The sequence below is a fragment of the Dorea sp. D27 genome (assembly GCF_001185345.1).
Lineage (GTDB): Bacteria > Bacillota > Clostridia > Lachnospirales > Lachnospiraceae > Extibacter.
Genome location: NZ_KQ236745.1, coordinates 523,592 through 546,487 on the forward strand (window position 1 = coordinate 523,592; position 22,896 = coordinate 546,487).

A 22,896-nucleotide genomic window follows, 5' to 3' on the forward strand; every position below is an offset into this window, starting at 1 on the left:
AGAGGTAAAGATCATGTATAAAGTGTTGGCACGAGATGGTCTTGCCAAAAGAGGAAGGCTGCAGACAGTACACGGGGTCATCGAGACTCCTGTATTTATGAATGTAGGAACCGCTGCGGCGATTAAGGGCGCGGTTTCTACAGAGGATCTGCAGGGAATAAAGACACAGGTGGAGCTTTCCAATACATATCATCTGCATGTGCGTCCTGGCGACGATGTGGTGAAAAAACTTGGCGGGCTCCATAAATTTATGGTCTGGGACAAGCCGATTCTGACCGATTCGGGCGGGTTCCAGGTCTTTTCTCTGGCAGGGCTTAGAAGAATCAAAGAAGAAGGGGTGTATTTCAATTCCCATATTGACGGCAGGAAGATATTCATGGGACCGGAAGAGAGCATGCAGATACAGTCTAATCTGGCTTCTACCATTGCCATGGCATTTGACGAATGTCCGTCCAGCGTTGCAGACCGTCCATATATGGAAAAGTCCGTAGAGCGCACGACGAGATGGCTCGGAAGGTGTAAAGAAGAGATGCGGCGTCTGAACGGCCGGAAGGATACGATCAATCCGCGGCAGATGCTGTTTGGTATCAACCAGGGCGGTATCTATGAGGATATCCGCATACGGCACGCAAAAGAGATTGCGGCTATGGACCTGGACGGATATGCGATAGGCGGTCTGGCGGTGGGAGAGTCTCATGAGGATATGTACCGCATTCTGGATGCCGTCGTACCTTATCTGCCTGCCGACAAGCCGACCTACCTGATGGGAGTCGGGACACCGGCAAATATACTGGAGGCAGTAGACAGAGGGGTAGATTTCTTCGACTGCGTGTATCCGAGCAGGAACGGCCGGCACGGCCATGTGTATACGAACTACGGGAAGCTTAACCTGTTCAATGCAAGATATGAGCTGGACAGCAGTCCGATTGAAGAAGGCTGTGGCTGTCCGGCATGCAGGACCTATTCAAGGGCATATATCAGGCATCTGCTGAAAGCAAAAGAAATGCTCGGGATGAGGCTCTGCGTCCTGCACAATCTCTATTTTTACAATACGATGATGGAAGAGATCCGAGAGGCGGTCGAAAGGGGCTGCTTCAGGAACTATAAGGCAGATAAACTTACACGAATGGCAGGCCGGGAAGTATAAAATTTCCATGAAATATGGAAAAGCACTTGATGAAAAAAGCATTTTTGTGTATGATAGCAATAGTGTTTAAAGATATTAGGAGGAATAAGATATGTACGCATTAGCAGCACAGTCCGGGAGTAATTGGATTTTACTCATCTTAGTATATGTATTGATATTCGGAGGCTTCTGGTTTGTCTTTATGAGACCGCAGAAAAAGGAGCAGAAGAGACTGCAGGCTATGATTGCAGATATGGCAGTGGGAGATACAGTACTTACTACTAGTGGATTTTACGGCGTAATCATTGATATTACAGATGATGACGTAATCGTGGAGTTCGGCAGCAACAAGAACTGCCGCATCCCTATGCAGAAAGCGGCAATCGCCCAGGTTGAAAAAGCAAGCGTGGAATAAGGACAAGAGATGAGAGGAATCCTGGAAAGGATTCCTTTTTTTCGTCCCTTTTGCGGATGCTTTACATGAGCCCCAGGTTATATTTTGTGTGAAAACAGGAATACTTAAGGATAGAAAGTATCGTTGACAAATACATGAATACAGATTATGGTAGTAATGGTTTATTTACCCATTTCAGAAGATTGAATGAAGGAGACAGTTATGGAACTGAACGGACTGGAAACAATTGCAAAAACAAAATATGGCAGAGAAATCAAAGATTTGAACGATGCAGAAATCTATTACGCCCTGCTTGCATTTACGAAGGAAAAGCTAAAAAGTACGCCGTATAATACAGGAGGAAAGAAATTATACTATATTTCAGCAGAATTTCTCATAGGAAGGCTGCTGTCTAACAACCTGATAAACCTGGGCATCTATGACGATGTGGCAGAGCTGCTTGCTAAGAACGGAAAGGAGCTGGCGAAGATTGAAGAGGTTGAGCCCGAACCTTCTCTCGGCAACGGAGGGCTTGGAAGGCTTGCCGCCTGTTTCCTGGATTCTGTGGCAACGCTCGGATTTGAAGGCGACGGTATCGGCCTCAATTACCACCTTGGATTGTTCCGCCAGGTATTCGAGGGCCATAAGCAGAAGGAACTTCCGAATCCGTGGATAGGAGAGGACAGCTGGCTTACGGACACGGGATTGACCTTCCAGGTGCCCTTCAAGGACTTCACGCTCACCTCCCACCTATATGACATGGACATATCGGGTTATGAAAGCGGAAAGAACAAGCTGCACCTGTTTGATGTAGAGGGAGTGGATGATAATATCGTCGGAGACGGTATATCTTTTGATAAAAATGATATCCGCCGCAGCCTTACTTTGTTCCTCTATCCGGACGACAGCGATAAGGCGGGAAATCTGCTCAGGATTTATCAGCAGTATTTCATGGTGTCTAGCGGTGCCCAGCTCATATTAAAAGAATGCGAAGAAAACGGTTACGAGCTTCGCAGGCTGCATGAGCATGTTGCGATACAGATCAACGATACCCATCCATCCATGGTCATACCCGAGCTGATTCGTCTGCTCGTACAGAAGAATATCGATTTCAACGAGGCGGTAGAGATTGTTCAGAAGACATGTGCTTACACGAACCACACGATTCTGGCGGAGGCGTTGGAGACGTGGCCGCTTGCGTATCTTGAGCAGGTTGCGCCGCAGATCGTACCTGTCATAAAAGAGCTGGATCTTCGGATAAAAGGGAAATATCCGGATGAGAACGTGCATATCATCGACAGGCAGAACCGGGTGCATATGGCCCATATGGATATCCATTACGGGCACAGCGTCAACGGTGTCGCGGCGCTTCATACCGAGATTCTTAAGAATACGGAGCTGAAGCCGTTCTATGATATCTATCCGGAGCGGTTTAACAATAAGACGAACGGAATCACGTTCCGCCGCTGGCTCCTTCACTGCAACAAAGAGCTTGTTCGGTGGATCAGCGGATATGTGGAAGAAGATTTCCGAAGAGATGCCAACAAGCTGGAGAAGCTGCTGCGCCATATCGAGAGTGACATCGCACTGGAGAAGCTGCTTGATGTGAAGCATGAGAAGAAGGTGCAGCTTGCACGTTATCTGGAAGAAACGCAGGGAATCAAGCTGAACCCGGACTCTATCTTCGACATTCAGGTGAAACGGCTTCATGAGTATAAGCGGCAGCAGATGAACGCGTTATATGTCATCTATAAATATCTGGAGATAAAGGCCGGAAAGATACCGTCGACACCGATAACGGTAATCTTTGGGGCTAAGGCGGCTCCGGCGTATAAGATTGCCAAGGATATCATCCACCTAATCCTCTGCCTGCAGGAGCTCGTTGACAATGACCCGGAGGTGTCACCATATCTCCAGGTCGTTATGGTAGAGAATTATAATGTTACGATGGCGGAGCATCTCATACCGGCCTGCGACATATCAGAACAGATATCTCTAGCGTCCAAGGAGGCATCTGGCACCGGAAATATGAAGTTCATGCTGAACGGGGCTGTCACCCTCGGTACGGAGGACGGAGCGAACGTTGAGATACATGAGCTGGTGGGAGATGACAACATCTATATCTTCGGGCAGTCCAGCAGCCAGGTAATCGAGCATTATGCAAAAGGAGACTACCGTGCCGCGGACTATTATATCAATGACGAACAGATACGTTCCCTCATCAATTTCATCATAAGCCCTGAGATGATGAGGATAGGGGATCCATACCACCTGCTGCAGATACACGCGGAACTGATCTACAAAGACTGGTTCATGACACTGCTGGATCTGAAAGAATATATAGCGGCCAGGAACCGGGCATATGAAGATTATGCAGACCGCAAGGCATGGAGCAGGAAAATGCTCACAAATATTGCAAAAGCAGGTTATTTTTCATCTGACAGAACAATTGCAGAATATAATAAAGATATCTGGCATCTTCAGTAATTTTGAAAGGGGTCAGACCCCTGCAGCCGCAGGGGTCTGACCCCTTTCAAATTATATATTAATTGACTTGATTTGTGGATTGTTTTTTAACAGTGTGAATATTTCATAAATATCGTAAGATTCGGGGAATTTTACATACAGCTTGATTTCCAGCGTCGTATCATCTATCCGTCTGGCATTGATGTTGGATATCTTTATCTTGCTGGACGAGAAGATGCCACCCAACAGCCCTTTGATTTCTTCTTTGGAATCAACCTGTATCGTTATCTGTTCCATTATTGCATTTCTGCCGTACAGGAACCTCGTGTGGAAAAGAAACTGCAGGAATACGATAAACAGCGAAGAAGCAACGCTCAGAGCATACATTCCGGCGCCGAATGCCATGCCGATGCCCACCGTTGCCCATATGCCGGCCGCAGTCGTGATACCTACCACATTCATCTTCCGGTTGAATATGACGCCTGCACCGAGGAATCCTACTGCCGTGACGACGCCCGCCGCGATACGTGACGGATCAAGACCGATATGCTCTCTGGCCAGTATGTCATAAAATCCATATTTTGACAGGACCATCATGAGCGAAGAGGCGAGGGCTACGATGGCATGCGTGCGGATACCGGCGGACTTCATGTGGCTTTCTCGTTCATAGCCGATTACTGCGCCGCAGGCAGCGGCTCCAAGCACGCGTAGAAAATATTCTAATTGCATAAGAACAGCAGCTGACATTTCCATACCTCCTTTTACTATATATTAAGTATATATGATGCACAGGGAAAAAACCATACAATTGTCAGGAAAGACTGGTTTATCAAGGGACAGAATGATATGATATAGGGAGGAAAAGAAAGGGGATGTGCACATGATCAACTATTCAGAGGACAAAGACAGACAATATCATATACAGGTTGCCAGAGGGGAAGTCGGCAGGTATGTTATCCTTCCGGGCGATCCAAAGAGGTGTGAAAAGATTGCCGCACATTTTGAAGATGCCAGGCTGATTGCCGACAGCAGGGAATATGTCACATATACAGGCTGTCTGGACGGTGAAAAAGTTAGCGTGACGTCCACCGGTATAGGAGGGCCGTCCGCAGCGATTGCCATGGAAGAGCTCGTCAGGACAGGTGCGGATACATTCATCCGTGTCGGCACGAGCGGAGGGATGGCGGAAGAAGTAAAGAGCGGGGATATCGTGATAGCGACAGGCGCGGTACGTATGGAGGGGACGAGCAAAGAGTATGCGCCCATAGAGTATCCGGCTGTTGCGGATATTGCAGTTGTCAATGCCCTGATGGAGGCCGCCGCCAATCAGAATCTCGCTTATCATACGGGTGTCGTTCAGTGCAAGGATTCCTTTTATGGGCAGCACTCACCAGACACGAAGCCGGTCGGCTACGAGCTCATGGAGAAATGGAACGCATGGGTCAAATGTGGCTGCCTCGCCTCTGAGATGGAGTCGGCGGCGCTGTATATCGTCGGCAGCTGTCTGCGCGCAAGGGTCGGTTCCGTCATGCTCGTCATGGCGAATCAGGAGCGGGCCAGAAAAGGACTTCCGAACCCGGTCGTACACGATACGGAAGCGCCGATTCTGGCAGCAGTCGAAGCAATCCGCATTCTAATAAAAAAAGACAGACAAAAGGAGGAGAAATAATTATGAAAATAGAGGAAATACTAAAGCACGTGGACCATACCTTACTGGCTCAGACTGCCACGTGGGAAGAGATACGCAGTATCTGTGACGACGGCATGGCATACCATACCGCATCTGTGTGCATACCGCCTTCCTATGTCAGACCGGCTAAGGAATACGTGGGTGATAAGCTGGCAGTATGTACAGTCATAGGCTTTCCGAACGGGTATAACACGACAGCGGTCAAAGTGGCGGAGACAAAGGACGCGGTGGCGAATGGAGCCGATGAGATTGACATGGTCATCAATCTCGGATGGGTCAAGGATAAGAAATATGACTGCGTGGAGGCTGAGATACGGCAGATAAAAGAGGCGGCGGACGGCAGGCTGCTTAAGGTTATTATAGAGACGTGCCTTCTCAGCGAAGAAGAGAAAGTGAAGATGTGCGAGATCGTCACGGGGGCAGGGGCCGATTATATCAAGACATCGACAGGATTTTCATCAGAGGGGGCGACGTTCGGCGATGTGAGACTCTTTGCAGAGCATGTGGGTGCAGATGTGAAGATTAAGGCGGCGGGAGGTATCCGCTCCATCCAGGACGCGGAAGACTTTCTGGAGCTTGGGGCAGAAAGACTTGGAACGAGCAGGATTGTCAGGATAGCGAAGAGTAAAGGCCACGACATAAAGTAAAAGGGAGTGTCAGAATTGGAAAAAGAAAAACTGCCGGTACGGCTCATGATTCAGAAAGCGGAGGAAGCGCTCGGATTTTCCTACGCGCCTTATTCTCATTTTAAGGTCGCGGCGTCGCTGCTTACAGCAAGCGGCACTGTGTATACCGGCTGCAATATTGAAAATGCCGCTTATTCTCCGGGCAACTGTGCGGAGCGCACGGCAATGTTCAAAGCGGTCAGTGAAGGAGAGCGGGATTTTTCGGCCATCTGCATCGTAAACGAGGACGCGGAAGGCGGCCACGGCATTTGCCCTCCGTGCGGAGTGTGCCGTCAGGTCATGATGGAGTTCTGCCGGCCGGATGATTTTTATATCATCCTTGCAGCCGATGAAGCTCATTATGAAATATACACGCTTGAAGAATTGCTCCCTCTGGGATTCGGTCCAGGTAATCTGGAGGGATAGGTGAGTATATATAAGTATATGAATAGAAAGGGGTCTGCCATATGGAGAGGTTTCACAGGATATTTGTCATTGTACTGGATTCGCTCGGTGTCGGAGCGATGGAAGATGCGGCGCTGTTCGGAGATGAGGGGGCTGATACGCTCGGGCATATCGCGGAAACCGTTCCCGGGCTTATGCTGCCTAATCTTGCAAAGCTTGGCTTATGGAATGTACATCCGTCCGCGAATGAGCCTGCCCCAGAGCATCCCGCAGGATACTACGGGACGCTTAAGGAGCGGAGCAATGGAAAGGATACGATGACCGGTCATTGGGAAATGATGGGGATATATACGACAAAACCCTTCAAGACATTTACAGAGACCGGTTTTCCAGAAGCGCTGATAAAAGAACTCGAAGAAAGAACCGGCCATAAGGTTATCGGCAATAAAAGTGCAAGCGGTACGGAGATTCTGGAGGAGCTTGGGGAGGAAGAGATTGCGACCGGGCATATGATTGTCTATACTTCTGCGGATTCCGTTCTCCAAATCTGCGGGAACGAGGAGACGTTCGGCCTCGAGGAGCTGTACCGGTGCTGCGAGATTGCACGGGAACTTACGATGAAAGATGAGTGGAAAGTCGGGCGGGTGATTGCAAGGCCGTATGTAGGAAAAAAGAAAGGCGAGTTCGTACGCACGAGCAACCGGCACGACTATGCGGTCAACCCTTCCGGCCCTACAGTGCTTGACGCGCTCAAGCAAGCAGGATATGACGTGATATCTATCGGGAAGATCAAAGATATATTTGCGGGTGAAGGGATAACGGAAGCGGTCAAATCCAAAAGCTCTGTCCATGGCATGGAACAGACGGAAGAGGCGGCGGAAGGGGACTTTCACGGTCTCTGCTTTGTAAACCTGGTGGACTTTGATGCGCTGTGGGGACACAGGAGGAACCCGAAGGGCTACGCAGAGGAGCTGGAACATTTTGACAGAAAGCTCGGGCAGCTGCTGGATGTGCTGCGGGAGGATGACCTGCTGATGATAACGGCAGACCATGGAAATGATCCAACCTATAAGGGGACAGACCACACGAGGGAGAAAGTACCGCTTCTCGTGTATTCTAAATCCATGGGTGGGTCAGGCAGCCTGGGCGAACAGGATACATTTGCCGTGATAGGAGCCACGATAGCGGAGAACTTTAATGTGGAGATGCCGGAAGGTACGATAGGACATTCATTGATGCACTTCATTGAGTAATTTAGCGAATTAAAGTCTTGAAACAAACATTAAAATAGGATATGATTAATTCTATAGATTTTTTTACTGAATTTTTATACAGGAAGGATGAGAGCATATGAACCTGAACATTGGGGTGATTAAAGGAGATGGAATCGGTCCTGAGATTGTGACCGAGGCTATGAAAGTGCTGGATAAGGTTGCGGAAGTATACGGACATACGTGTAAATATACACAACTGTTGATGGGAGGTGCATCTATTGATGTACATGGCATTCCACTTACCGATGAGACAGTAGCAGCGGCAAAAGCGTGCGATGCCGTGCTTATGGGCTCCATCGGAGGAGATGCCGGGACATCTCCGTGGTACCGGCTTGAGCCGTCCAAACGGCCGGAAGCCGGGCTGCTTAAGATACGTAAGGAGCTGAACCTTTTTGCGAATCTAAGGCCGGCCGTGCTGTATGACGAGTTGAAAGGTGCATGTCCGTTGAAGGAAGAGATTACGGAAGGCGGTTTTGACATGGTCATCCTGCGGGAACTGACCGGAGGGCTGTACTTCGGTGAACGGAGTACCGGGGAAAAAGACGGCGTGCTTACGGCACATGACTCGCTTACATATAATGAGAACGAAATCAGGAGAATTGCAAAGCGCGGCTTTGACATTGCCGCGAAGAGAAGAAAAAAAGTGACGAGCGTCGACAAGGCAAACGTGCTCGATACATCAAGGCTGTGGAGGAAAGTCGTGGAAGAGGTTGCGGCAGGCTATCCGGAAGTGACGCTGGAGCATATGCTGGTAGATAACTGCGCCATGCAGCTTGTGAAAGATCCTAAGCAGTTTGATGTAATCCTGACAGAAAATATGTTCGGGGATATCCTTTCCGACGAGGCAAGCATGGTGACCGGCTCTATCGGCATGCTTGCAAGCGCAAGCCTGAACGAGACGAAATTCGGACTGTACGAGCCAAGCGGCGGCTCAGCACCAGATATAGCAGGAAAGGGAATCGCCAATCCGATAGCGACAATACTTTCTATGGCAATGATGCTCAGATACAGCTTCGACCTTGACAAGGAAGCAGACGCGGTAGAGGCGGCCGTTGCGAAAGTGCTGGAAAAAGGCTGCCGTACCATCGACATCATGTCAGAAGGAAAGACACAGATAGGAACAGAAGAAATGGGTAACCTGATAGCAGATTGCATTTAGGTACAGGGCAAAATCCATATAGGTACACCATAAAGTTCAATTTGGGACGTAACCCTTTTCAAAAAGATCACGTCCTGAATTAGTTAACCAGGAGGGATAATATGAGAAGTGATACAGTAACGAAGGGGATGCAGCAGGCACCCCACAGGTCTTTATTCAATGCGCTCGGCTATACGAAGGAGGAGCTACAGCGTCCGCTAGTAGGTATAGTGAGTTCGCACAATGAGATTGTTCCGGGTCATATGAACCTGGATAAGATTGTTGATGCTGTGAAGATGGGTGTTGCCATGGCGGGAGGAACGCCAATCGTGTTCCCGGCTATTGCGGTATGTGATGGAATAGCCATGGGACATATCGGAATGAAATATTCTCTTGTGACAAGAGACCTGATTGCAGATTCAACAGAAGCTATGGCTTTGGCGCACCAGTTCGACGCGCTCGTCATGGTGCCTAACTGTGACAAGAACGTGCCCGGACTGCTGATGGCGGCTGCAAGAATCAACGTGCCGACCATATTCGTCAGCGGAGGCCCCATGCTTGCAGGACATGTGAAGGGGAAGAAGCGGAGCCTTTCCAGCATGTTCGAGGCAGTCGGCTCTTATACGGCTGGAACGATGACGGAAGAAGATGTATGCGAGTTTGAGAATAAAGTATGCCCGACGTGTGGTTCATGCTCCGGCATGTATACCGCGAACAGCATGAACTGCCTGACGGAGGTGCTCGGCATGGGGCTGTCCGGCAACGGCACGATTCCTGCAGTATACTCAGAGAGGATTCGTCTGGCGAAGCATGCAGGCATGCAGGTGATGGAACTGTGGAAAAATGATATCCGTCCAAGAGACATCATGACCGAAGATGCGATATTAAATGCGCTGACGGTCGATATGGCACTCGGCTGTTCTACCAACAGCATGCTCCATCTTCCGGCAATTGCCCATGAGATCGGGATGGATTTTGAGATAGACTTTGCCAACGGAATCAGCGAGAAGACGCCGAACCTGTGTCATCTTGCACCGGCAGGACCTACATATATGGAAGATCTGAACGAGGCGGGCGGCGTGTATGCCGTCATGGCAGAGCTGAACAAGAAAGGGCTTCTGCATACGGATTGCCTGACTGTTACAGGAAAGACAGTCAGTGAGAACATAGCAGGAGCGGTCAACAAAGACCCTGAGGTTATAAGAACAATCGACAATCCATATAGTACTACAGGAGGAATTGCAGTACTGAAAGGAAATCTTGCACCAGACGGCAGCGTCGTGAAGCGTTCCGCAGTTGCAGAGGAGATGCTCGTACACGAAGGTCCTGCCAGGGTATTTGACTGTGAGGAAGATGCAATCGAAGCCATCAAAGGAGGCAGGATTGCAGCAGGAGATGTCGTTGTAATCCGCTATGTGGGACCAAAGGGCGGGCCGGGTATGCCGGAGATGCTCAATCCGACCTCCGCGATAGCCGGCATGGGCCTTGGCTCTTCCGTCGCCCTCATCACGGACGGACGGTTCAGCGGAGCATCCAGAGGAGCTTCCATCGGTCACGTGTCTCCGGAAGCTGCTGTCGGCGGGCCGGTTGCACTCATTGAAGAAGGGGATATCATCAAGATTGATATACCGGGGCTGAAACTCGAACTGGATGTGCCGGAGGAAGAGCTGGAGAAGAGAAAGAAGGCGTGGGAGCCGCGACAGCCACGCATTACAACAGGATATCTGGCAAGATATGCGTCCATGGTTACGTCAGGCAACAGGGGAGCCATCCTGGAAGTGCCGAAGAATAAATAGATAGGAGATACGAAGGTATGCAATTGACAGGAGCAGAAATCGTTATAGAGTGTCTGAAGGAGCAGGGGGTAGATACCGTATTCGGCTATCCGGGCGGCTCCATACTGAATGTATATGACGAATTATATAAGCACAGTGATGAGATAACACATATACTGACATCACATGAACAGGGGGCTGCACACGCAGCCGACGGGTATGCGAGGGCAACCGGAAAGGTCGGCGTGTGCTTTGCGACGAGCGGACCGGGCGCTACAAACCTGGTAACCGGAATTGCGACGGCATGCATGGATTCCATCCCGATTGTGGCAATCACCTGCAACGTCGGGGTCTCTCTGCTGGGAAAAGACAGCTTCCAGGAGATCGACATCACGGGCATCACGATGCCGATAACGAAGCACAATTATATCGTCAAAGATGTAAAAGATTTGGCCGAAACTATCAGGAAAGCATTTGTGATAGCCCAAAAAGGCCGGCCCGGTCCGGTGCTGGTCGATATCCCAAAGGATGTGACGGCCAACAAGACAGAGTATAAAAAACAGGAGATTGCTCCGGTGACAGCTTCGCAGGCTGTCTGTGAAGAAGAGATTGAGAGCGCGCTTAAGATCATCTCAAAATCAAAGAAACCATACATATTTGTAGGCGGTGGAGCGGTTCTCGCAGACGCGAGCCAGGAGCTGTATGAATTCGTGAAAAAGGTAGATGCGCCTGTCACAGATACCCTCATGGGTAAGGGCGCATTCCCGGGGACAGATCCTCTGTACACCGGAATGCTTGGAATGCACGGGACGAAAACCTCCAACTATGGGGTGAGTGAATGCGATCTTCTCATCGTTATAGGCGCAAGGTTCAGCGACCGTGTGACAGGCAATGCAAAGAAATTTGCCAAGAATGCCAGAATCCTGCAGTTTGATGTGGACGCTGCTGAAATGAATAAAAATGTGCTGATTACCGACGGGGTCGTAGGCGATATCAAAGTGGCACTCGCCATCATGAACGACAGACTTGAAGATCAGTGCCACTCTGAATGGATAGAGAAGATCATGGCCTATAAGGAACAGTATCCTCTCAAGTACCACGAGGATACGCTGACCGGTCCCTTCGTGGTGGAAGAGATATACCGCCAGACGAAAGGAGATGCCGTCATCGTAACAGAAGTAGGGCAGCACCAGATGTGGGCCGCCCAGTTCTATAAGTATACGAAGCCGAGAACCTTCCTTACGTCAGGCGGCCTTGGAACGATGGGCTATGGCCTCGGGGCGTCTCTTGGCGCAAAGATCGGCATGCCAGACAAGACGGTCGTCAATATAGCCGGGGACGGCTGCTTCCGCATGAACATGAATGAGATTGCGACCGCGGCGCGTTATAATATCCCGATTATCCAGGTCGTAGTAAACAACCACGTGCTCGGCATGGTGAGACAATGGCAGAACCTCTTCTATGGAGAGCGTTATTCGGCTACGGTGCTGAACGACAACGTGGATTTCGTGAAACTGGCGGAGGCGCTCGGCGCTACAGGCGTCCGCGCTGAGACTAAGGAGGAATTCAAAGAGGCATTCGCAGCGGCTCTTACGCTGGGGAAGCCGGTCGTCATCGACTGCCAGATTGATTCTGATGAAAAGGTGTGGCCGATGGTGGCGCCCGGCGCGGCAATCAGCGAAGCCTTTGACGAAAAAGATCTGGAAGAAAAGAGCAGATAATTATTACGGAATAAGAAAGTGGAGGAATGTATTGTGAGCAGAGTGTATAATTTTTCGGCAGGACCGGCAGTATTGCCGGAGGAAGTGTTAACGGAAGCAGCGGCAGAAATGCTTGACTACAACGGGACGGGCATGTCCGTTATGGAAATGAGCCACCGTTCGAAAGCGTTCCAGGAGATTATAGACTCGGCAGAGGCTGATCTGAGAGAGCTGATGGACATTCCTGACAATTACAAAGTATTGTTCCTGCAAGGGGGGGCGTCTCAGCAGTTTGCGATGATTCCGATGAACCTGATGAAAAATAAGGTCGCGGATTATATCGTTACAGGGCAGTGGTCCAAGAAGGCTTATGCTGAAGCGAAGAAATACGGGAAAGCCAATAAAATCGCTTCTTCCGAGGATAAGACATTTTCTTATATTCCAGACTGTACAGACCTTCCTGTGTCAGATGACGCAGACTATGTATATATATGTGAGAACAATACGATCTACGGAACAAAATTCAAACAACTTCCGGACACGAAGGGAAAGACGCTCGTGGCAGACGTATCGTCCTGCTTTCTGTCTGAACCCGTGGATGTGACAAAGTACGGGGTCATATACGGCGGCGTGCAGAAGAACGTGGGGCCGGCCGGAGTCGTCATCGTCATTATAAGAGAAGATCTCATAACAGACGACGTGCTTCCGGGAACACCGACCATGCTTCAGTATAAGACGCATGCTGACGCAGGTTCCCTCTACAATACGCCCCCGGCTTACGGCATATACATATGCGGAAAAGTATTCCGCTGGCTGAAAAGACAGGGAGGCCTTGCAGCCATGAAAGAACGTAATGCAAGGAAAGCAAAGATTCTGTATGACTATCTGGATGAAAGCCAGATGTTCAAAAGTCCGGTCGAGGCAAAGGACAGATCCATGATGAACGTGACTTTTATAACAGGAAATGCCGGGCTGGATGCCAAATTCGTGAAAGAGGCAAAGGCAGCAGGCTTCGAGAACCTGAAAGGCCACCGCAGCGTGGGCGGCATGCGGGCCAGCATCTACAATGCCATGCCAGAAGAAGGCATAAAAGCTCTTGTTGCGTTTATGAAAAAGTTTGAAGAGGAGAATTTGTAATCATGTATAAATATCATTGCTTAAATCCAATCTCCGGCGTAGGGTTGGAAAAGTTTACGGAAGACTACGTCCCGGTAAGTGATGCAAAAGCGGCAGATGCGGTGCTCGTCAGAAGCACATCCATGCATGAGATGGACTTCGGTCCTGACCTTAAGGCAATCGGCAGGGCCGGGGCCGGCGTAAACAATATTCCGCTTGAGCGCTGCTCTGAGAACGGCGTCGTAGTATTCAATACGCCTGGGGCAAATGCCAACGGTGTAAAAGAACTTGTGATTGCAGGCATGCTCCTTGCATCCCGGGACATCATCGGCGGCATCAACTGGGTGCAGGAAAATGAAGAGGACGGCAATATAGCCAAAGACGCAGAGAAGGCCAAGAAAGCATTTGCCGGCTGTGAACTGGACGGCAAGAAGCTGGGCGTCATCGGCCTTGGAGCCATCGGCGTGCTCGTGGCAAACGCGGCCACACATCTCGGGATGGATGTGTATGGCTACGATCCGTATGTGTCTGTGGATTCAGCATGGAGGCTCTCCAGAAGTATCCGCCATGCGAAGACTGTGGATGAGATATATAAGGACTGCGACTATATTACGATTCATGTGCCTGCGCTGGACAGCACGAAAGGTATGATTGACGCAGATGCGCTCAGCCTTATGAAGAAGGGGATTGTGGTACTGAATTTTGCAAGGGATGTGCTTGTGGATGAAGAAGCGATGATAGACGCGCTGCTGTCGGGGCATGTGAAGCACTATGTCACAGACTTCCCGACACCGGCAATGGCAGGTGTGAAAGGGGCTATCGTCATACCGCACCTTGGGGCCTCCACAGAAGAATCAGAGGATAACTGCGCCAAGATGGCAGTGAAGCAGGTCAGGAACTATCTCGAACACGGAAATATAAAGAACGCCGTCAATTTCCCGGACTGCGACATGGGATATAAAGGTGAAAATGCCAGAATCGTGCTGCTGCATCACAACATTCCGAACATGCTCGGGCAGTTTACGAAAGTGCTGGCAGAAGAAAACCTAAATATCGCGGACCTGGCCAATAAAAGCAAAGGCGAGTTCGCTTATACGATGATTGATATCGATTCAGAGGTTCCGGAAGGCGTGACAGACGAACTGCTGAAGATCGAAGGGGTAAGGCGTGTAAGAATCATTGAATAACAGCCGGAAAGGCTGTATACTAAAAATGAACAGGGGAGAAGGTTGATCATTACAGGGGAGAAAAACGAATGAAAAGAAGAGTACGCAGGAGAAAGAGAACAAATATAAGACATGAAGGAAGGGCCGGGATCTGTTTCAGAATCCTTGCTCTTTTTGTCGTCTGTCTCATGCCGTTCCTTTTATTCCGGACAGCGGCTGCGGCAGAACAGGAAGAGCAGATTGTCATCAAGGCTACATCCGGAGAGATACTGCAAGGAGAAGAGCTTCCTCAGGCGGGGATCCGGATATATGGAGAAGGCAATGACAGAGCGGTGCTGGACAGAAAGTCCGGCTATACGGTCAGAGATCTGCTGGATGACTTGAATGCTGGAAAAGGCTACACGCTCGAATGCCAGGCAGATGCATCGGCAGAGGGCGACTATCCGGTACAGGTAAGACTGGATGAGAGGGTCAGCGGTGCGCTGGATGCTGCATGGGTGGGCCTTGTCTCGATCAAAGTGGAAGACGGACTGATCCGTGTAAAGAATCCGGTGGGAGAATGGGAAGGCTCCAGATTCCGTCGCTATGACGGAAGCTATGTGATAAATGACTTCGTAGTATCAAAAGGGAATACATATTATTTCGACGAGGATGGCAATAAAGCGACAGGGTTCATGAATAGAGACGGGGCAATATATTATCTTGATGAAGAAGGCGTCATGAAGACAGGCTGGCAGGATATAGAACAAAGCCGTTACTATTTTACTGAGGAAGGCGCCGCGGCTGTAGGATGGCAGGAAATGGACGGTGCGGCGTATTACTTTGACAATGAGGCAAAGATGGTGACGGGGGAGAAATATCTCGGCCTGACACGGTGCGTGTTTGATAAAGACGGCAGGCTGCTGTCTAAAACAGAAAGCAGCATCGATCCAAACAAGCCGATGGTCGCGCTCACCTTTGACGACGGACCGGGAACTCGGACGAAAGAGCTTTTGGACGCACTCCAGAAATATAACGCCCATGCCACGTTCTTCATGCTCGGTCAAAAGGTGCCTTCCTATGCGGAGCAGGTGAAACGGATGAAGGAGCTTGGCTGCGAGCTGGGCAATCATTCCTATGACCACGCCGACCTGTCCAAGATGGACGAGGAGGGCGTGCAGAGCGAGATAAGCAAGACCAATGAGAACATACGGCAGGCCACGGGGCAGGAGGCCAGCCTGCTTCGCCCGCCTTATGGCGCCATAAGCGGTACGATGAAGACGGCGGCCGGCATGCCGATGATGCTCTGGAATATCGATACGCTGGACTGGAAGACAAAAGATGCACAGAAGACAATCGATGCAGTAATGGGGAGCGTCAAGGACGGGGATGTCATTCTTATGCATGATATACATACGGAGAGCGTAGATGCGGCATTGGAACTGATTCCCAAACTCGTGGACGAGGGATACCAGCTTGTGACGGTATCCGAACTTGCTGCGGCGAAGGGGAATACGCTGCAGAATGGAGGAGTGTATACGGATTTTTAACTTTGTTAAAAAATGCACAAAAACAACCTGCATAAATATGCAAAGTTTGTTAAATATTTATCTTTACAATGCTTCCTACAAGTGTTAATCTTTTAACGGAAAGAAAAATAAAAGATTGATATAAAAGGAAGTGAGATTCGATGAAGAATTTAGTTTCTGCTTTAAAGAAATACTTTACAGAAAAGACTGCTCTTACGACATACATGGAGAGGCACTAATTATAAAGTATTGAGAGGGAAAAAAGAAGCCGGACCCGAAGGGGTCCGGCTTCTTTTTGCTGAGGGGGATTACCGTCCCCTCTTATTTTTTAGCGTTGTGTCTATCAAGCAATGCATGAATCTTGTCTGTCGGATTTAAAACGGACCCAATCGTAATGTCGTGGTTCAGAGAGTCTATGATCAGCGCGATGAACTTGCTTAAGTCTGCAACGACAAAATAAGGCTTTTCATAGGCGGCCGGCGGAAGGTACGTTAGGTTCGTCGTGATGACCCTGTCGATATAACCGTTTTCATAATAGTCGTCAAACTTGTCAAAACCTTCTGTGAACAGTCCGAACGTGGTACATACGAATACCCGTCCCGCGCCTCGTTCTTTTAACTGCTTTGCCACGTCCAGCATACTCTCGCCGGAGGAGATCATATCATCCACGATGATTACATTTTTCCCTTTGATATCATCGCCGAGGAACTCATGGGCCACGATAGGGTTCTTGCCGCCTACCACGGTGGAATAATCACGACGCTTGTAGAACATGCCCATGTTTACCCCGAGTACGTTGGAGAAATATACAGCCCGGTGCATGGCACCTTCATCGGGACTCACTACCATCAGATGATCCTTGTCGACCGGGAGGTCCGGCTCGGCCCGAAGCAGCGCTTTCATGAATTGATAGGGAGGATTGAAATTATCAAAGCCCTGGAGCGGAATCGCATTCTGGACACGCGGGTCATGGGCATCAAAAGTGATGATATCGCTTACGCCCATTTCCATAAGCTCCTCCAGTGCGAGGGCACAGTCAAGAGATTCCCTTTTCGTCCTTTTGTGCTGCCTGCTCTCATACAAGAATGGCATGATTACATTGATACGGTGGGCTTTGCCGGTGGCGGCGGAGATGATTCTCTTCAAATCCTGGTAGTGGTCATCCGGGGACATATGGTTCAGATGGCCGTTTACAGTGTAAGTAAGGCTGTAATTGCATACGTCGACCATAAGGAACAGATCTTTGCCTCGTATGGATTCTCCGATAATTCCTTTCGCTTCACCTGTGCCAAAACGCGGACATTTACATTCTATCAGATAATTTTCGAGCTGGTAGCTGGAAAAAAGGGGAGAATCAAGTGATTCTCTCAAGGTATCCTGACGAAACCGTACGATGTAATCATTTACCTTCTGCCCAAGCTCTCTACAGCCTTCCAGAGCCGCGATTTTAAGAGGTGCTACCGGAAGGGCTTCTTCCATAAGTTTAATATTCGGCATAATATTCTCCTGTATCTTAACAATATTTTGCACTTGCTGATAAACAGCAGTCCAATATGTATACACGTTCGTATAACTTATTTATATCACCTTTTCCATGAGATGGTCAACACCCTTTTGCCTTCGGGTAGACTAATTTCAGAAGGTGGGGTATAATAATAAGGCTAAGATAAAATAAAACTGAGGAGCTTATGTATGAGACACGAACATGTCATTAAGGAAATTGTCCCGGGAAGCATTGCGCAGGAGATGGGAATTGAGCCCGGAGACAGGCTGCTGTCCATTAATGATACTATAATAGAAGATGTATTTGACTATCATTTTTGTGTAAACGAAGAGGAACTCGTCATATTGATTGAGAAGCCGGACGGGGAGGAGTGGGAGCTTGAAATCGAAAAAGAGTATGAAGAAGATCTCGGGATAGAATTTGAACAAGGGCTGATGGATGAGTACCGCTCCTGCCGTAATAAGTGTATGTTCTGTTTCATCGACCAGATGCCGGGAGGAATGAGAGAGACGCTGTATTTTAAGGATGATGATTCCCGCCTGTCCTTCCTTCAGGGCAATTATATCACGCTTACAAATATGGACGATCATGATATCGAGCGTATCATATCGTATCATCTGGAGCCGATCAATATATCGTTCCATACGACGAATCCAGAACTCCGCTGCAAGATGCTGCACAACCGGTTCGCGGGCGACGCGCTGAAAAAGGTGGACAGGCTGTACGAGGGCGGCATCACGATGAACGGGCAGATCGTGCTGTGCAAGGGCATCAACGACGGAGAAGAGCTGGAGCGGAGCATCCGCGACATGTCCCGCTACCTGCCGCACCTGCAGAGCGTGTCGGTGGTGCCGGTAGGGCTGACGAGATACAGGGACGGTCTCTATCCTCTGGAACCGTTTACAAAAGTGGATGCACTGGAAGTGCTTGAGACGATACATCGCTGGCAGGACAGGCTGTACGAAGAATACGGCCTGCATTTTATACATGCCGGCGACGAGTGGTACATCCTTGCCGGACAGGACATGCCGGAGGAGGACAGGTATGACGGATACCTTCAGCTTGAGAACGGTGTCGGCATGCTGCGCCTTCTTGAAGATGAGTTTGAAGAGGCTTATGCGGAGCTTGAAGGGGATGGACAGGAGCGGGAAGTTTCTGTCGCGACAGGCTATCTGGCGGAGCCGTACATCAGGAAGATGGCAGAGCGGCTTAAGGAGAAATATCCGGGCACGACGGTACATGTATATGCGATACGGAATGATTTCTTCGGGGAGCTCATCACAGTATCCGGCCTCATTACCGGACAGGATCTGATGAGCCAGCTAAAAGGGAAGGAGCTCGGCGGACGCCTTCTGCTTCCGTGCAATATGTTCCGGAGCGAAGAAGAAGTATTTCTCGACGACGTGACGATTGACGAGCTGAAAGAGACTTTACAAGTCCAGGCAGATATTGTAAAATCAAGCGGACGAGATTTTATAGATGCAATCATAAGATAGGCATGGATTGAATATAGAGTAGGAGAAAAAATATGAGTAAACCAGTTGTAGCTATCGTGGGGAGGCCGAATGTAGGCAAATCCACACTTTTCAATGTACTGGCAGGCGAGATGATATCAATCGTAAAAGACACTCCCGGAGTGACTAGAGACCGTATCTATGCGGAGGTCAGCTGGCTTGACAAGGAGTTTACGCTCATCGATACGGGCGGCATTGAACCGGAGAGCAAGGATGTCATCCTGTCTCAGATGAGAGAGCAGGCGCAGATTGCTATCGACACGGCAGATGTCATCGTTTTTATTACAGACGTGAGGCAGGGGCTTGTAGATTCCGATTCAAAAGTGGCAGATATGCTGCGCAGGTCCGGAAAGCCGGTAGTGCTCGTCGTAAATAAAGTTGATAATTTTGACAAGTTCATGCCGGATGTGTATGAATTTTACAACCTTGGAATTGGAGAACCGGTGCCGGTGTCGGCGGCTTCCCGCCTCGGTATCGGCGACATGCTCGAGCGTGTGGTGGAATACTTTCCGGAGCACAGCGGTGAAGAGGAGGATGACGAACGCCCCAGGATTGCCATCGTAGGAAAACCAAACGTCGGGAAGTCATCCATCGTGAACAAGCTGCTCGGAGAACAGCGAGTCATCGTATCTGATGTAGCGGGGACGACACGTGATGCCATTGATACGGAAATCGTACATGACGGCAGGGAATACATTTTCATCGATACGGCAGGGCTCCGCAGGAAGAGCAAGATCAAAGAAGAGCTGGAGCGGTACAGTATTATCCGTACCGTCACTGCCGTGGAGCGTGCGGATGTCGTCCTTGTCGTCATCGATGCAGAAGAAGGCGTGACAGAGCAGGATGCCAAGATTGCGGGAATCGCCCATGAGCGTGGCAAAGGCGTCATAATCGTCGTGAACAAATGGGATGCCATTGAGAAAAATGACAAGACCATGCGTGAGTATGAACACCGTGTGAGGCAGGTGCTCTCGTTCATGCCTTATGCCGAAATCATGTATGTGTCAGCGGAGACGGGACAGCGTCTGAACAAACTATATGATCAGATTGACATGGTTATCGAAAATCAGACACTTCGTGTGGCGACCGGTGTGCTCAATGAGATCATGATGGAAGCGGTTGCAATGCAGCAGCCGCCTTCCGACAAAGGGAAGAGGCTGAAACTATATTACATTACGCAAGTGTCGGTAAAGCCGCCGACCTTTGTCATCTTTGTCAACGACAAGGAGCTCATGCATTTTTCTTATACGAGGTATCTGGAAAATAAAATACGCGAGGCTTTTGGATTCAAGGGCACTTCGCTGAAATTCTTTGTACGGGAGAGAAAGGAAAAGGATCGGTAGCTATGGAACGCTTGATATGTGTGATGATTGGATACGCATTTGGCCTGCTGCAGACAGGATATATCTATGGCAGGCTCCACCATATAGACATCAGAAAGCAGGGGAGCGGCAACGCGGGGACGACGAATGCCCTGCGTACGCTCGGCTTTAAGGCCGGCGCCGTGACCTTTTTGGGAGACTGCTTTAAATGTGTGTTCGCTGTCGTAGTGGTATATCTTATTTACAGGAAGACCCATGGGGACATGATACCGGTACTGTCTATGTATGCCGGCATGGGAGCCGTGCTTGGCCATAATTATCCGTTTTATCTCGGCTTCAAAGGCGGAAAGGGGATTGCGGCCACCGCCGGGCTGATTGTCAGTACGGTGAACGTAACGATGGTACTTATCTGTCTTGTCGTGTTCGTCGGAATCGTGGCGGGCACCCGTTATGTCTCCCTCGGCTCTCTGGCTGTCGTAATCATATATCTGGCAGAAGTTGTCGTGTATGGGCAGATGGGAGGTTTCGGCGTATCGGGCAGCCATCTGTGGGAGATGTATGGCATAGCGGCGCTGCTCGTGGTGTCTGCCTTCTTCAAGCACAGGGCGAACATAAGGAGGTTAATGAACGGGACGGAAAATAAACTGAGTCTCGGCAGAAAATAAGGAGGATGCATTATGGCAAAAGTGGGTATTATGGGAGCAGGCAGCTGGGGAACCGCACTGGCGCTTCTGCTGCACAAGAACGGACACGAGGTGGCCGTCTGGTCTATCAGCAAGGAAGAAGTGGAGATGCTCTCCACGAAGAGGGAGCACGCGAGCAAGCTCCCGGGAGTCAAGCTTCCAGAAGACATGGAATTTATGACGGACATGGAAATGGCCATCAAAGGAAAAGACGTTCTCGTGCTGGCGGTGCCGTCTCCATTTACGAGAAGCACGGCGCGCAGCATGAAGCCTTTTGTGGCTGACGGGCAGATTATCGTGGACGTGGCAAAGGGGATTGAAGAGAACACGCTGATGACCCTCTCCCAGCAGATTGAAGAAGAGATTCCGCAGGCAGACGTGGCAGTGCTGTCCGGGCCGAGCCATGCGGAGGAAGTGGGGAGAGGTCTACCGACGAGCGTCGTGATAGGGGCAAGGACAAAGAACACGGCAGAATATCTCCAGAAGATGTTCATGAATGAAGTGTTCCGCGTATATACGAGTCCTGATATGCTCGGCATGGAACTTGGCGGATCTCTTAAAAATGTCATCGCCCTGGCGGCGGGCATCGCAGACGGACTCGGCTATGGAGATAATACGAAAGCAGCACTTATCACCCGCGGAATTGCGGAAATTGCCAGGCTTGGCGTGAAGATGGGCGGAGCGGTTGAAAGCTTTACCGGGCTGACAGGAATCGGCGACCTGATTGTCACTTGTGCCAGCCAGCACAGCCGTAACCGGAAGGCAGGCTATCTTATCGGCCAGGGCATGAGCATGCAGGAGGCGATGGACGAAGTGAAGATGGTGGTGGAAGGGGTGTACTCCACCAAAGCGGCAGTGAAGCTTGGCGAGAAGTATGATGTAGCACTTCCGATTATCGGGGAAGTGAATAAAGTCCTGTTTGAAAACAAAAACCCGAGAGAGGCGGTCAATGAGCTCATGCTCAGAGACAGCAAGGCAGAACACAGTGCGCTGCCGTGGAAGGAAATGTAAGTTTCGTAAATTAGGACGCCGCTGGGGAGGCAGGGGGCATCTGCTGCGATGCGTCCGGGACTGCGACTATCACACAGATTCCTAAGCCTGTGGAATGTTCGCCGATAGCGGCTCACACCCCACGGGCCAAGGAATCTGGTGAGGATTCTCCGTCCCTCCCGCTTATACCTTCGCATCTGCCCCCTGCCTCCCCAGCGGCTATCTACTTTACTGGCACGGGCGGGGACGGCTGTGTGACGTTACTGGCGGTCGGAAGGAATTTATCTGTGCCGGTATATTAATAAAAAAGCTGAGCGAGTGAAAACCTTTGGCAAAATGGAATTATAATTATAATGAGGAAGAGCCGGAATCAGGTACAGGGCTGTTATGTGAGATAACATCCCTTGCCTGATTCCGGCTCTTCCTGCAGCAACGGCGTGCACGCCTCGCTGCAAACGTT

Annotated in this window: 19 protein-coding genes; 17 read left to right on the plus strand and 2 right to left on the minus strand. The window is 49.9% G+C overall.

Features of this window, described 5'->3' with window-relative positions; all coding sequences use genetic code 11:
• Window positions 1-13 precede the first annotated feature (13 nt).
• The 3 genes from tgt to HMPREF0980_RS13615 all read left to right on the plus strand — a co-directional run bounded on the left by tgt (window position 14) and on the right by HMPREF0980_RS13615 (window position 4,007).
• Complete coding sequence (tgt, locus tag HMPREF0980_RS13605) at window positions 14-1,147, plus strand: tRNA guanosine(34) transglycosylase Tgt (RefSeq protein ID WP_049729633.1); 1,134 nt, start codon at window positions 14-16, stop codon at window positions 1,145-1,147.
• 91 nt (window positions 1,148-1,238) lie between these two features.
• On the plus strand, window positions 1,239-1,541 hold the full coding sequence (gene yajC, locus HMPREF0980_RS13610) for a preprotein translocase subunit YajC (protein ID WP_049729634.1): 303 nt from the start codon (window positions 1,239-1,241) through the stop codon (window positions 1,539-1,541).
• 201 nt (window positions 1,542-1,742) lie between these two features.
• Window positions 1,743-4,007, plus strand: coding sequence for a glycogen/starch/alpha-glucan phosphorylase (locus tag HMPREF0980_RS13615; protein ID WP_049729635.1), 2,265 nt, complete (start codon window positions 1,743-1,745; stop codon window positions 4,005-4,007).
• Between the two features lie 51 nt (window positions 4,008-4,058).
• On the opposite strand, the gene HMPREF0980_RS13620 is transcribed toward HMPREF0980_RS13615, so the two are convergent.
• Window positions 4,059-4,733 (minus strand): MgtC/SapB family protein, encoded by a 675-nt coding sequence (locus HMPREF0980_RS13620; protein ID WP_049729636.1) that lies wholly within the window; start codon window positions 4,731-4,733, stop codon window positions 4,059-4,061.
• Window positions 4,734-4,866: 133 nt separating this feature from the next.
• Here HMPREF0980_RS13620 and udp point away from each other — a divergent pair, with 133 nt between their 5' ends.
• The 10 genes from udp to HMPREF0980_RS13670 all read left to right on the plus strand — a co-directional run bounded on the left by udp (window position 4,867) and on the right by HMPREF0980_RS13670 (window position 16,444).
• Window positions 4,867-5,655, plus strand: a complete 789-nt coding sequence (gene udp, locus HMPREF0980_RS13625; protein ID WP_049729637.1) for a uridine phosphorylase — start codon at window positions 4,867-4,869, stop codon at window positions 5,653-5,655.
• A gap of 2 nt (window positions 5,656-5,657) precedes the next feature.
• Window positions 5,658-6,323 carry a deoxyribose-phosphate aldolase gene (gene deoC / locus HMPREF0980_RS13630; protein WP_049729638.1) on the plus strand — a complete coding sequence of 222 codons (666 nt, stop codon included), beginning with the start codon at window positions 5,658-5,660 and terminating at the stop codon, window positions 6,321-6,323.
• A 45-nt stretch (window positions 6,324-6,368) separates the two neighbouring features.
• Entirely contained in the window at window positions 6,369-6,767 is a 399-nt protein-coding gene (gene cdd / locus HMPREF0980_RS13635; protein WP_147629838.1) for a cytidine deaminase, read from the plus strand.
• Window positions 6,768-6,808: 41 nt separating this feature from the next.
• Window positions 6,809-7,999, plus strand: coding sequence for a phosphopentomutase (locus HMPREF0980_RS13640; RefSeq protein WP_049729640.1), 1,191 nt, complete (start codon window positions 6,809-6,811; stop codon window positions 7,997-7,999).
• Window positions 8,000-8,096: 97 nt separating this feature from the next.
• Window positions 8,097-9,179, plus strand: coding sequence for a 3-isopropylmalate dehydrogenase (gene leuB, locus HMPREF0980_RS13645; protein WP_049729641.1), 1,083 nt, complete (start codon window positions 8,097-8,099; stop codon window positions 9,177-9,179).
• A gap of 101 nt (window positions 9,180-9,280) precedes the next feature.
• Window positions 9,281-10,954 carry a dihydroxy-acid dehydratase gene (ilvD, locus tag HMPREF0980_RS13650; RefSeq protein ID WP_049729642.1) on the plus strand — a complete coding sequence of 558 codons (1,674 nt, stop codon included), beginning with the start codon at window positions 9,281-9,283 and terminating at the stop codon, window positions 10,952-10,954.
• A 17-nt stretch (window positions 10,955-10,971) separates the two neighbouring features.
• Window positions 10,972-12,654 carry a biosynthetic-type acetolactate synthase large subunit gene (ilvB, locus tag HMPREF0980_RS13655; protein WP_049729643.1) on the plus strand — a complete coding sequence of 561 codons (1,683 nt, stop codon included), beginning with the start codon at window positions 10,972-10,974 and terminating at the stop codon, window positions 12,652-12,654.
• Between the two features lie 33 nt (window positions 12,655-12,687).
• Window positions 12,688-13,770: a 3-phosphoserine/phosphohydroxythreonine transaminase gene (gene serC, locus HMPREF0980_RS13660; RefSeq protein ID WP_049729644.1), complete on the plus strand. Its 1,083-nt coding sequence runs from the start codon at window positions 12,688-12,690 to the stop codon at window positions 13,768-13,770.
• A 2-nt stretch (window positions 13,771-13,772) separates the two neighbouring features.
• Window positions 13,773-14,936, plus strand: a complete 1,164-nt coding sequence (locus HMPREF0980_RS13665; RefSeq protein ID WP_049729645.1) for a phosphoglycerate dehydrogenase — start codon at window positions 13,773-13,775, stop codon at window positions 14,934-14,936.
• A gap of 68 nt (window positions 14,937-15,004) precedes the next feature.
• The gene (locus HMPREF0980_RS13670) at window positions 15,005-16,444 is read left to right on the plus strand and encodes a polysaccharide deacetylase family protein (protein ID WP_049729646.1); all 1,440 of its coding nucleotides are present in this window, start codon (window positions 15,005-15,007) and stop codon (window positions 16,442-16,444) included.
• Window positions 16,445-16,744: 300 nt separating this feature from the next.
• Here the strand turns inward: HMPREF0980_RS13670 and HMPREF0980_RS13675 are convergent, their stop codons facing one another.
• On the minus strand, window positions 16,745-17,920 hold the full coding sequence (locus HMPREF0980_RS13675) for a ribose-phosphate pyrophosphokinase (RefSeq protein ID WP_049729647.1): 1,176 nt from the start codon (window positions 17,918-17,920) through the stop codon (window positions 16,745-16,747).
• A 195-nt stretch (window positions 17,921-18,115) separates the two neighbouring features.
• Here HMPREF0980_RS13675 and HMPREF0980_RS13680 point away from each other — a divergent pair, with 195 nt between their 5' ends.
• From HMPREF0980_RS13680 to HMPREF0980_RS13695, 4 genes are read left to right on the plus strand one after another with little or no spacing between them, the layout of a single operon-like run.
• Complete coding sequence (locus HMPREF0980_RS13680; protein ID WP_049729648.1) at window positions 18,116-19,423, plus strand: DUF512 domain-containing protein; 1,308 nt, start codon at window positions 18,116-18,118, stop codon at window positions 19,421-19,423.
• Between the two features lie 32 nt (window positions 19,424-19,455).
• On the plus strand, window positions 19,456-20,784 hold the full coding sequence (gene der / locus HMPREF0980_RS13685) for a ribosome biogenesis GTPase Der (protein WP_049729649.1): 1,329 nt from the start codon (window positions 19,456-19,458) through the stop codon (window positions 20,782-20,784).
• Between the two features lie 2 nt (window positions 20,785-20,786).
• Window positions 20,787-21,428: a glycerol-3-phosphate 1-O-acyltransferase PlsY gene (gene plsY / locus HMPREF0980_RS13690; protein ID WP_049729650.1), complete on the plus strand. Its 642-nt coding sequence runs from the start codon at window positions 20,787-20,789 to the stop codon at window positions 21,426-21,428.
• A 12-nt stretch (window positions 21,429-21,440) separates the two neighbouring features.
• On the plus strand, window positions 21,441-22,457 hold the full coding sequence (locus HMPREF0980_RS13695) for an NAD(P)H-dependent glycerol-3-phosphate dehydrogenase (RefSeq protein ID WP_049729651.1): 1,017 nt from the start codon (window positions 21,441-21,443) through the stop codon (window positions 22,455-22,457).
• Window positions 22,458-22,896: the final 439 nt, after the last annotated feature.

Coding starts and splice junctions, on each gene's coding strand:
- der (WP_049729649.1), top strand. CDS start 19,456: ATGAGTAAACCAGTTGTAGCTATCGTGGGGAGGCCGAATGTAGGCAAA.
- tgt (WP_049729633.1), top strand. CDS start 14: ATGTATAAAGTGTTGGCACGAGATGGTCTTGCCAAAAGAGGAAGGCTG.
- yajC (WP_049729634.1), top strand. CDS start 1,239: ATGTACGCATTAGCAGCACAGTCCGGGAGTAATTGGATTTTACTCATC.
- plsY (WP_049729650.1), top strand. CDS start 20,787: ATGGAACGCTTGATATGTGTGATGATTGGATACGCATTTGGCCTGCTG.
- HMPREF0980_RS13670 (WP_049729646.1), top strand. CDS start 15,005: ATGAAAAGAAGAGTACGCAGGAGAAAGAGAACAAATATAAGACATGAA.
- deoC (WP_049729638.1), top strand. CDS start 5,658: ATGAAAATAGAGGAAATACTAAAGCACGTGGACCATACCTTACTGGCT.
- HMPREF0980_RS13640 (WP_049729640.1), top strand. CDS start 6,809: ATGGAGAGGTTTCACAGGATATTTGTCATTGTACTGGATTCGCTCGGT.
- ilvD (WP_049729642.1), top strand. CDS start 9,281: ATGAGAAGTGATACAGTAACGAAGGGGATGCAGCAGGCACCCCACAGG.
- HMPREF0980_RS13615 (WP_049729635.1), top strand. CDS start 1,743: ATGGAACTGAACGGACTGGAAACAATTGCAAAAACAAAATATGGCAGA.
- leuB (WP_049729641.1), top strand. CDS start 8,097: ATGAACCTGAACATTGGGGTGATTAAAGGAGATGGAATCGGTCCTGAG.
- HMPREF0980_RS13695 (WP_049729651.1), top strand. CDS start 21,441: ATGGCAAAAGTGGGTATTATGGGAGCAGGCAGCTGGGGAACCGCACTG.
- HMPREF0980_RS13665 (WP_049729645.1), top strand. CDS start 13,773: ATGTATAAATATCATTGCTTAAATCCAATCTCCGGCGTAGGGTTGGAA.
- HMPREF0980_RS13680 (WP_049729648.1), top strand. CDS start 18,116: ATGAGACACGAACATGTCATTAAGGAAATTGTCCCGGGAAGCATTGCG.
- ilvB (WP_049729643.1), top strand. CDS start 10,972: ATGCAATTGACAGGAGCAGAAATCGTTATAGAGTGTCTGAAGGAGCAG.
- cdd (WP_147629838.1), top strand. CDS start 6,369: ATGATTCAGAAAGCGGAGGAAGCGCTCGGATTTTCCTACGCGCCTTAT.
- udp (WP_049729637.1), top strand. CDS start 4,867: ATGATCAACTATTCAGAGGACAAAGACAGACAATATCATATACAGGTT.
- HMPREF0980_RS13620 (WP_049729636.1), bottom strand. CDS start 4,733: ATGTCAGCTGCTGTTCTTATGCAATTAGAATATTTTCTACGCGTGCTT.
- HMPREF0980_RS13675 (WP_049729647.1), bottom strand. CDS start 17,920: ATGCCGAATATTAAACTTATGGAAGAAGCCCTTCCGGTAGCACCTCTT.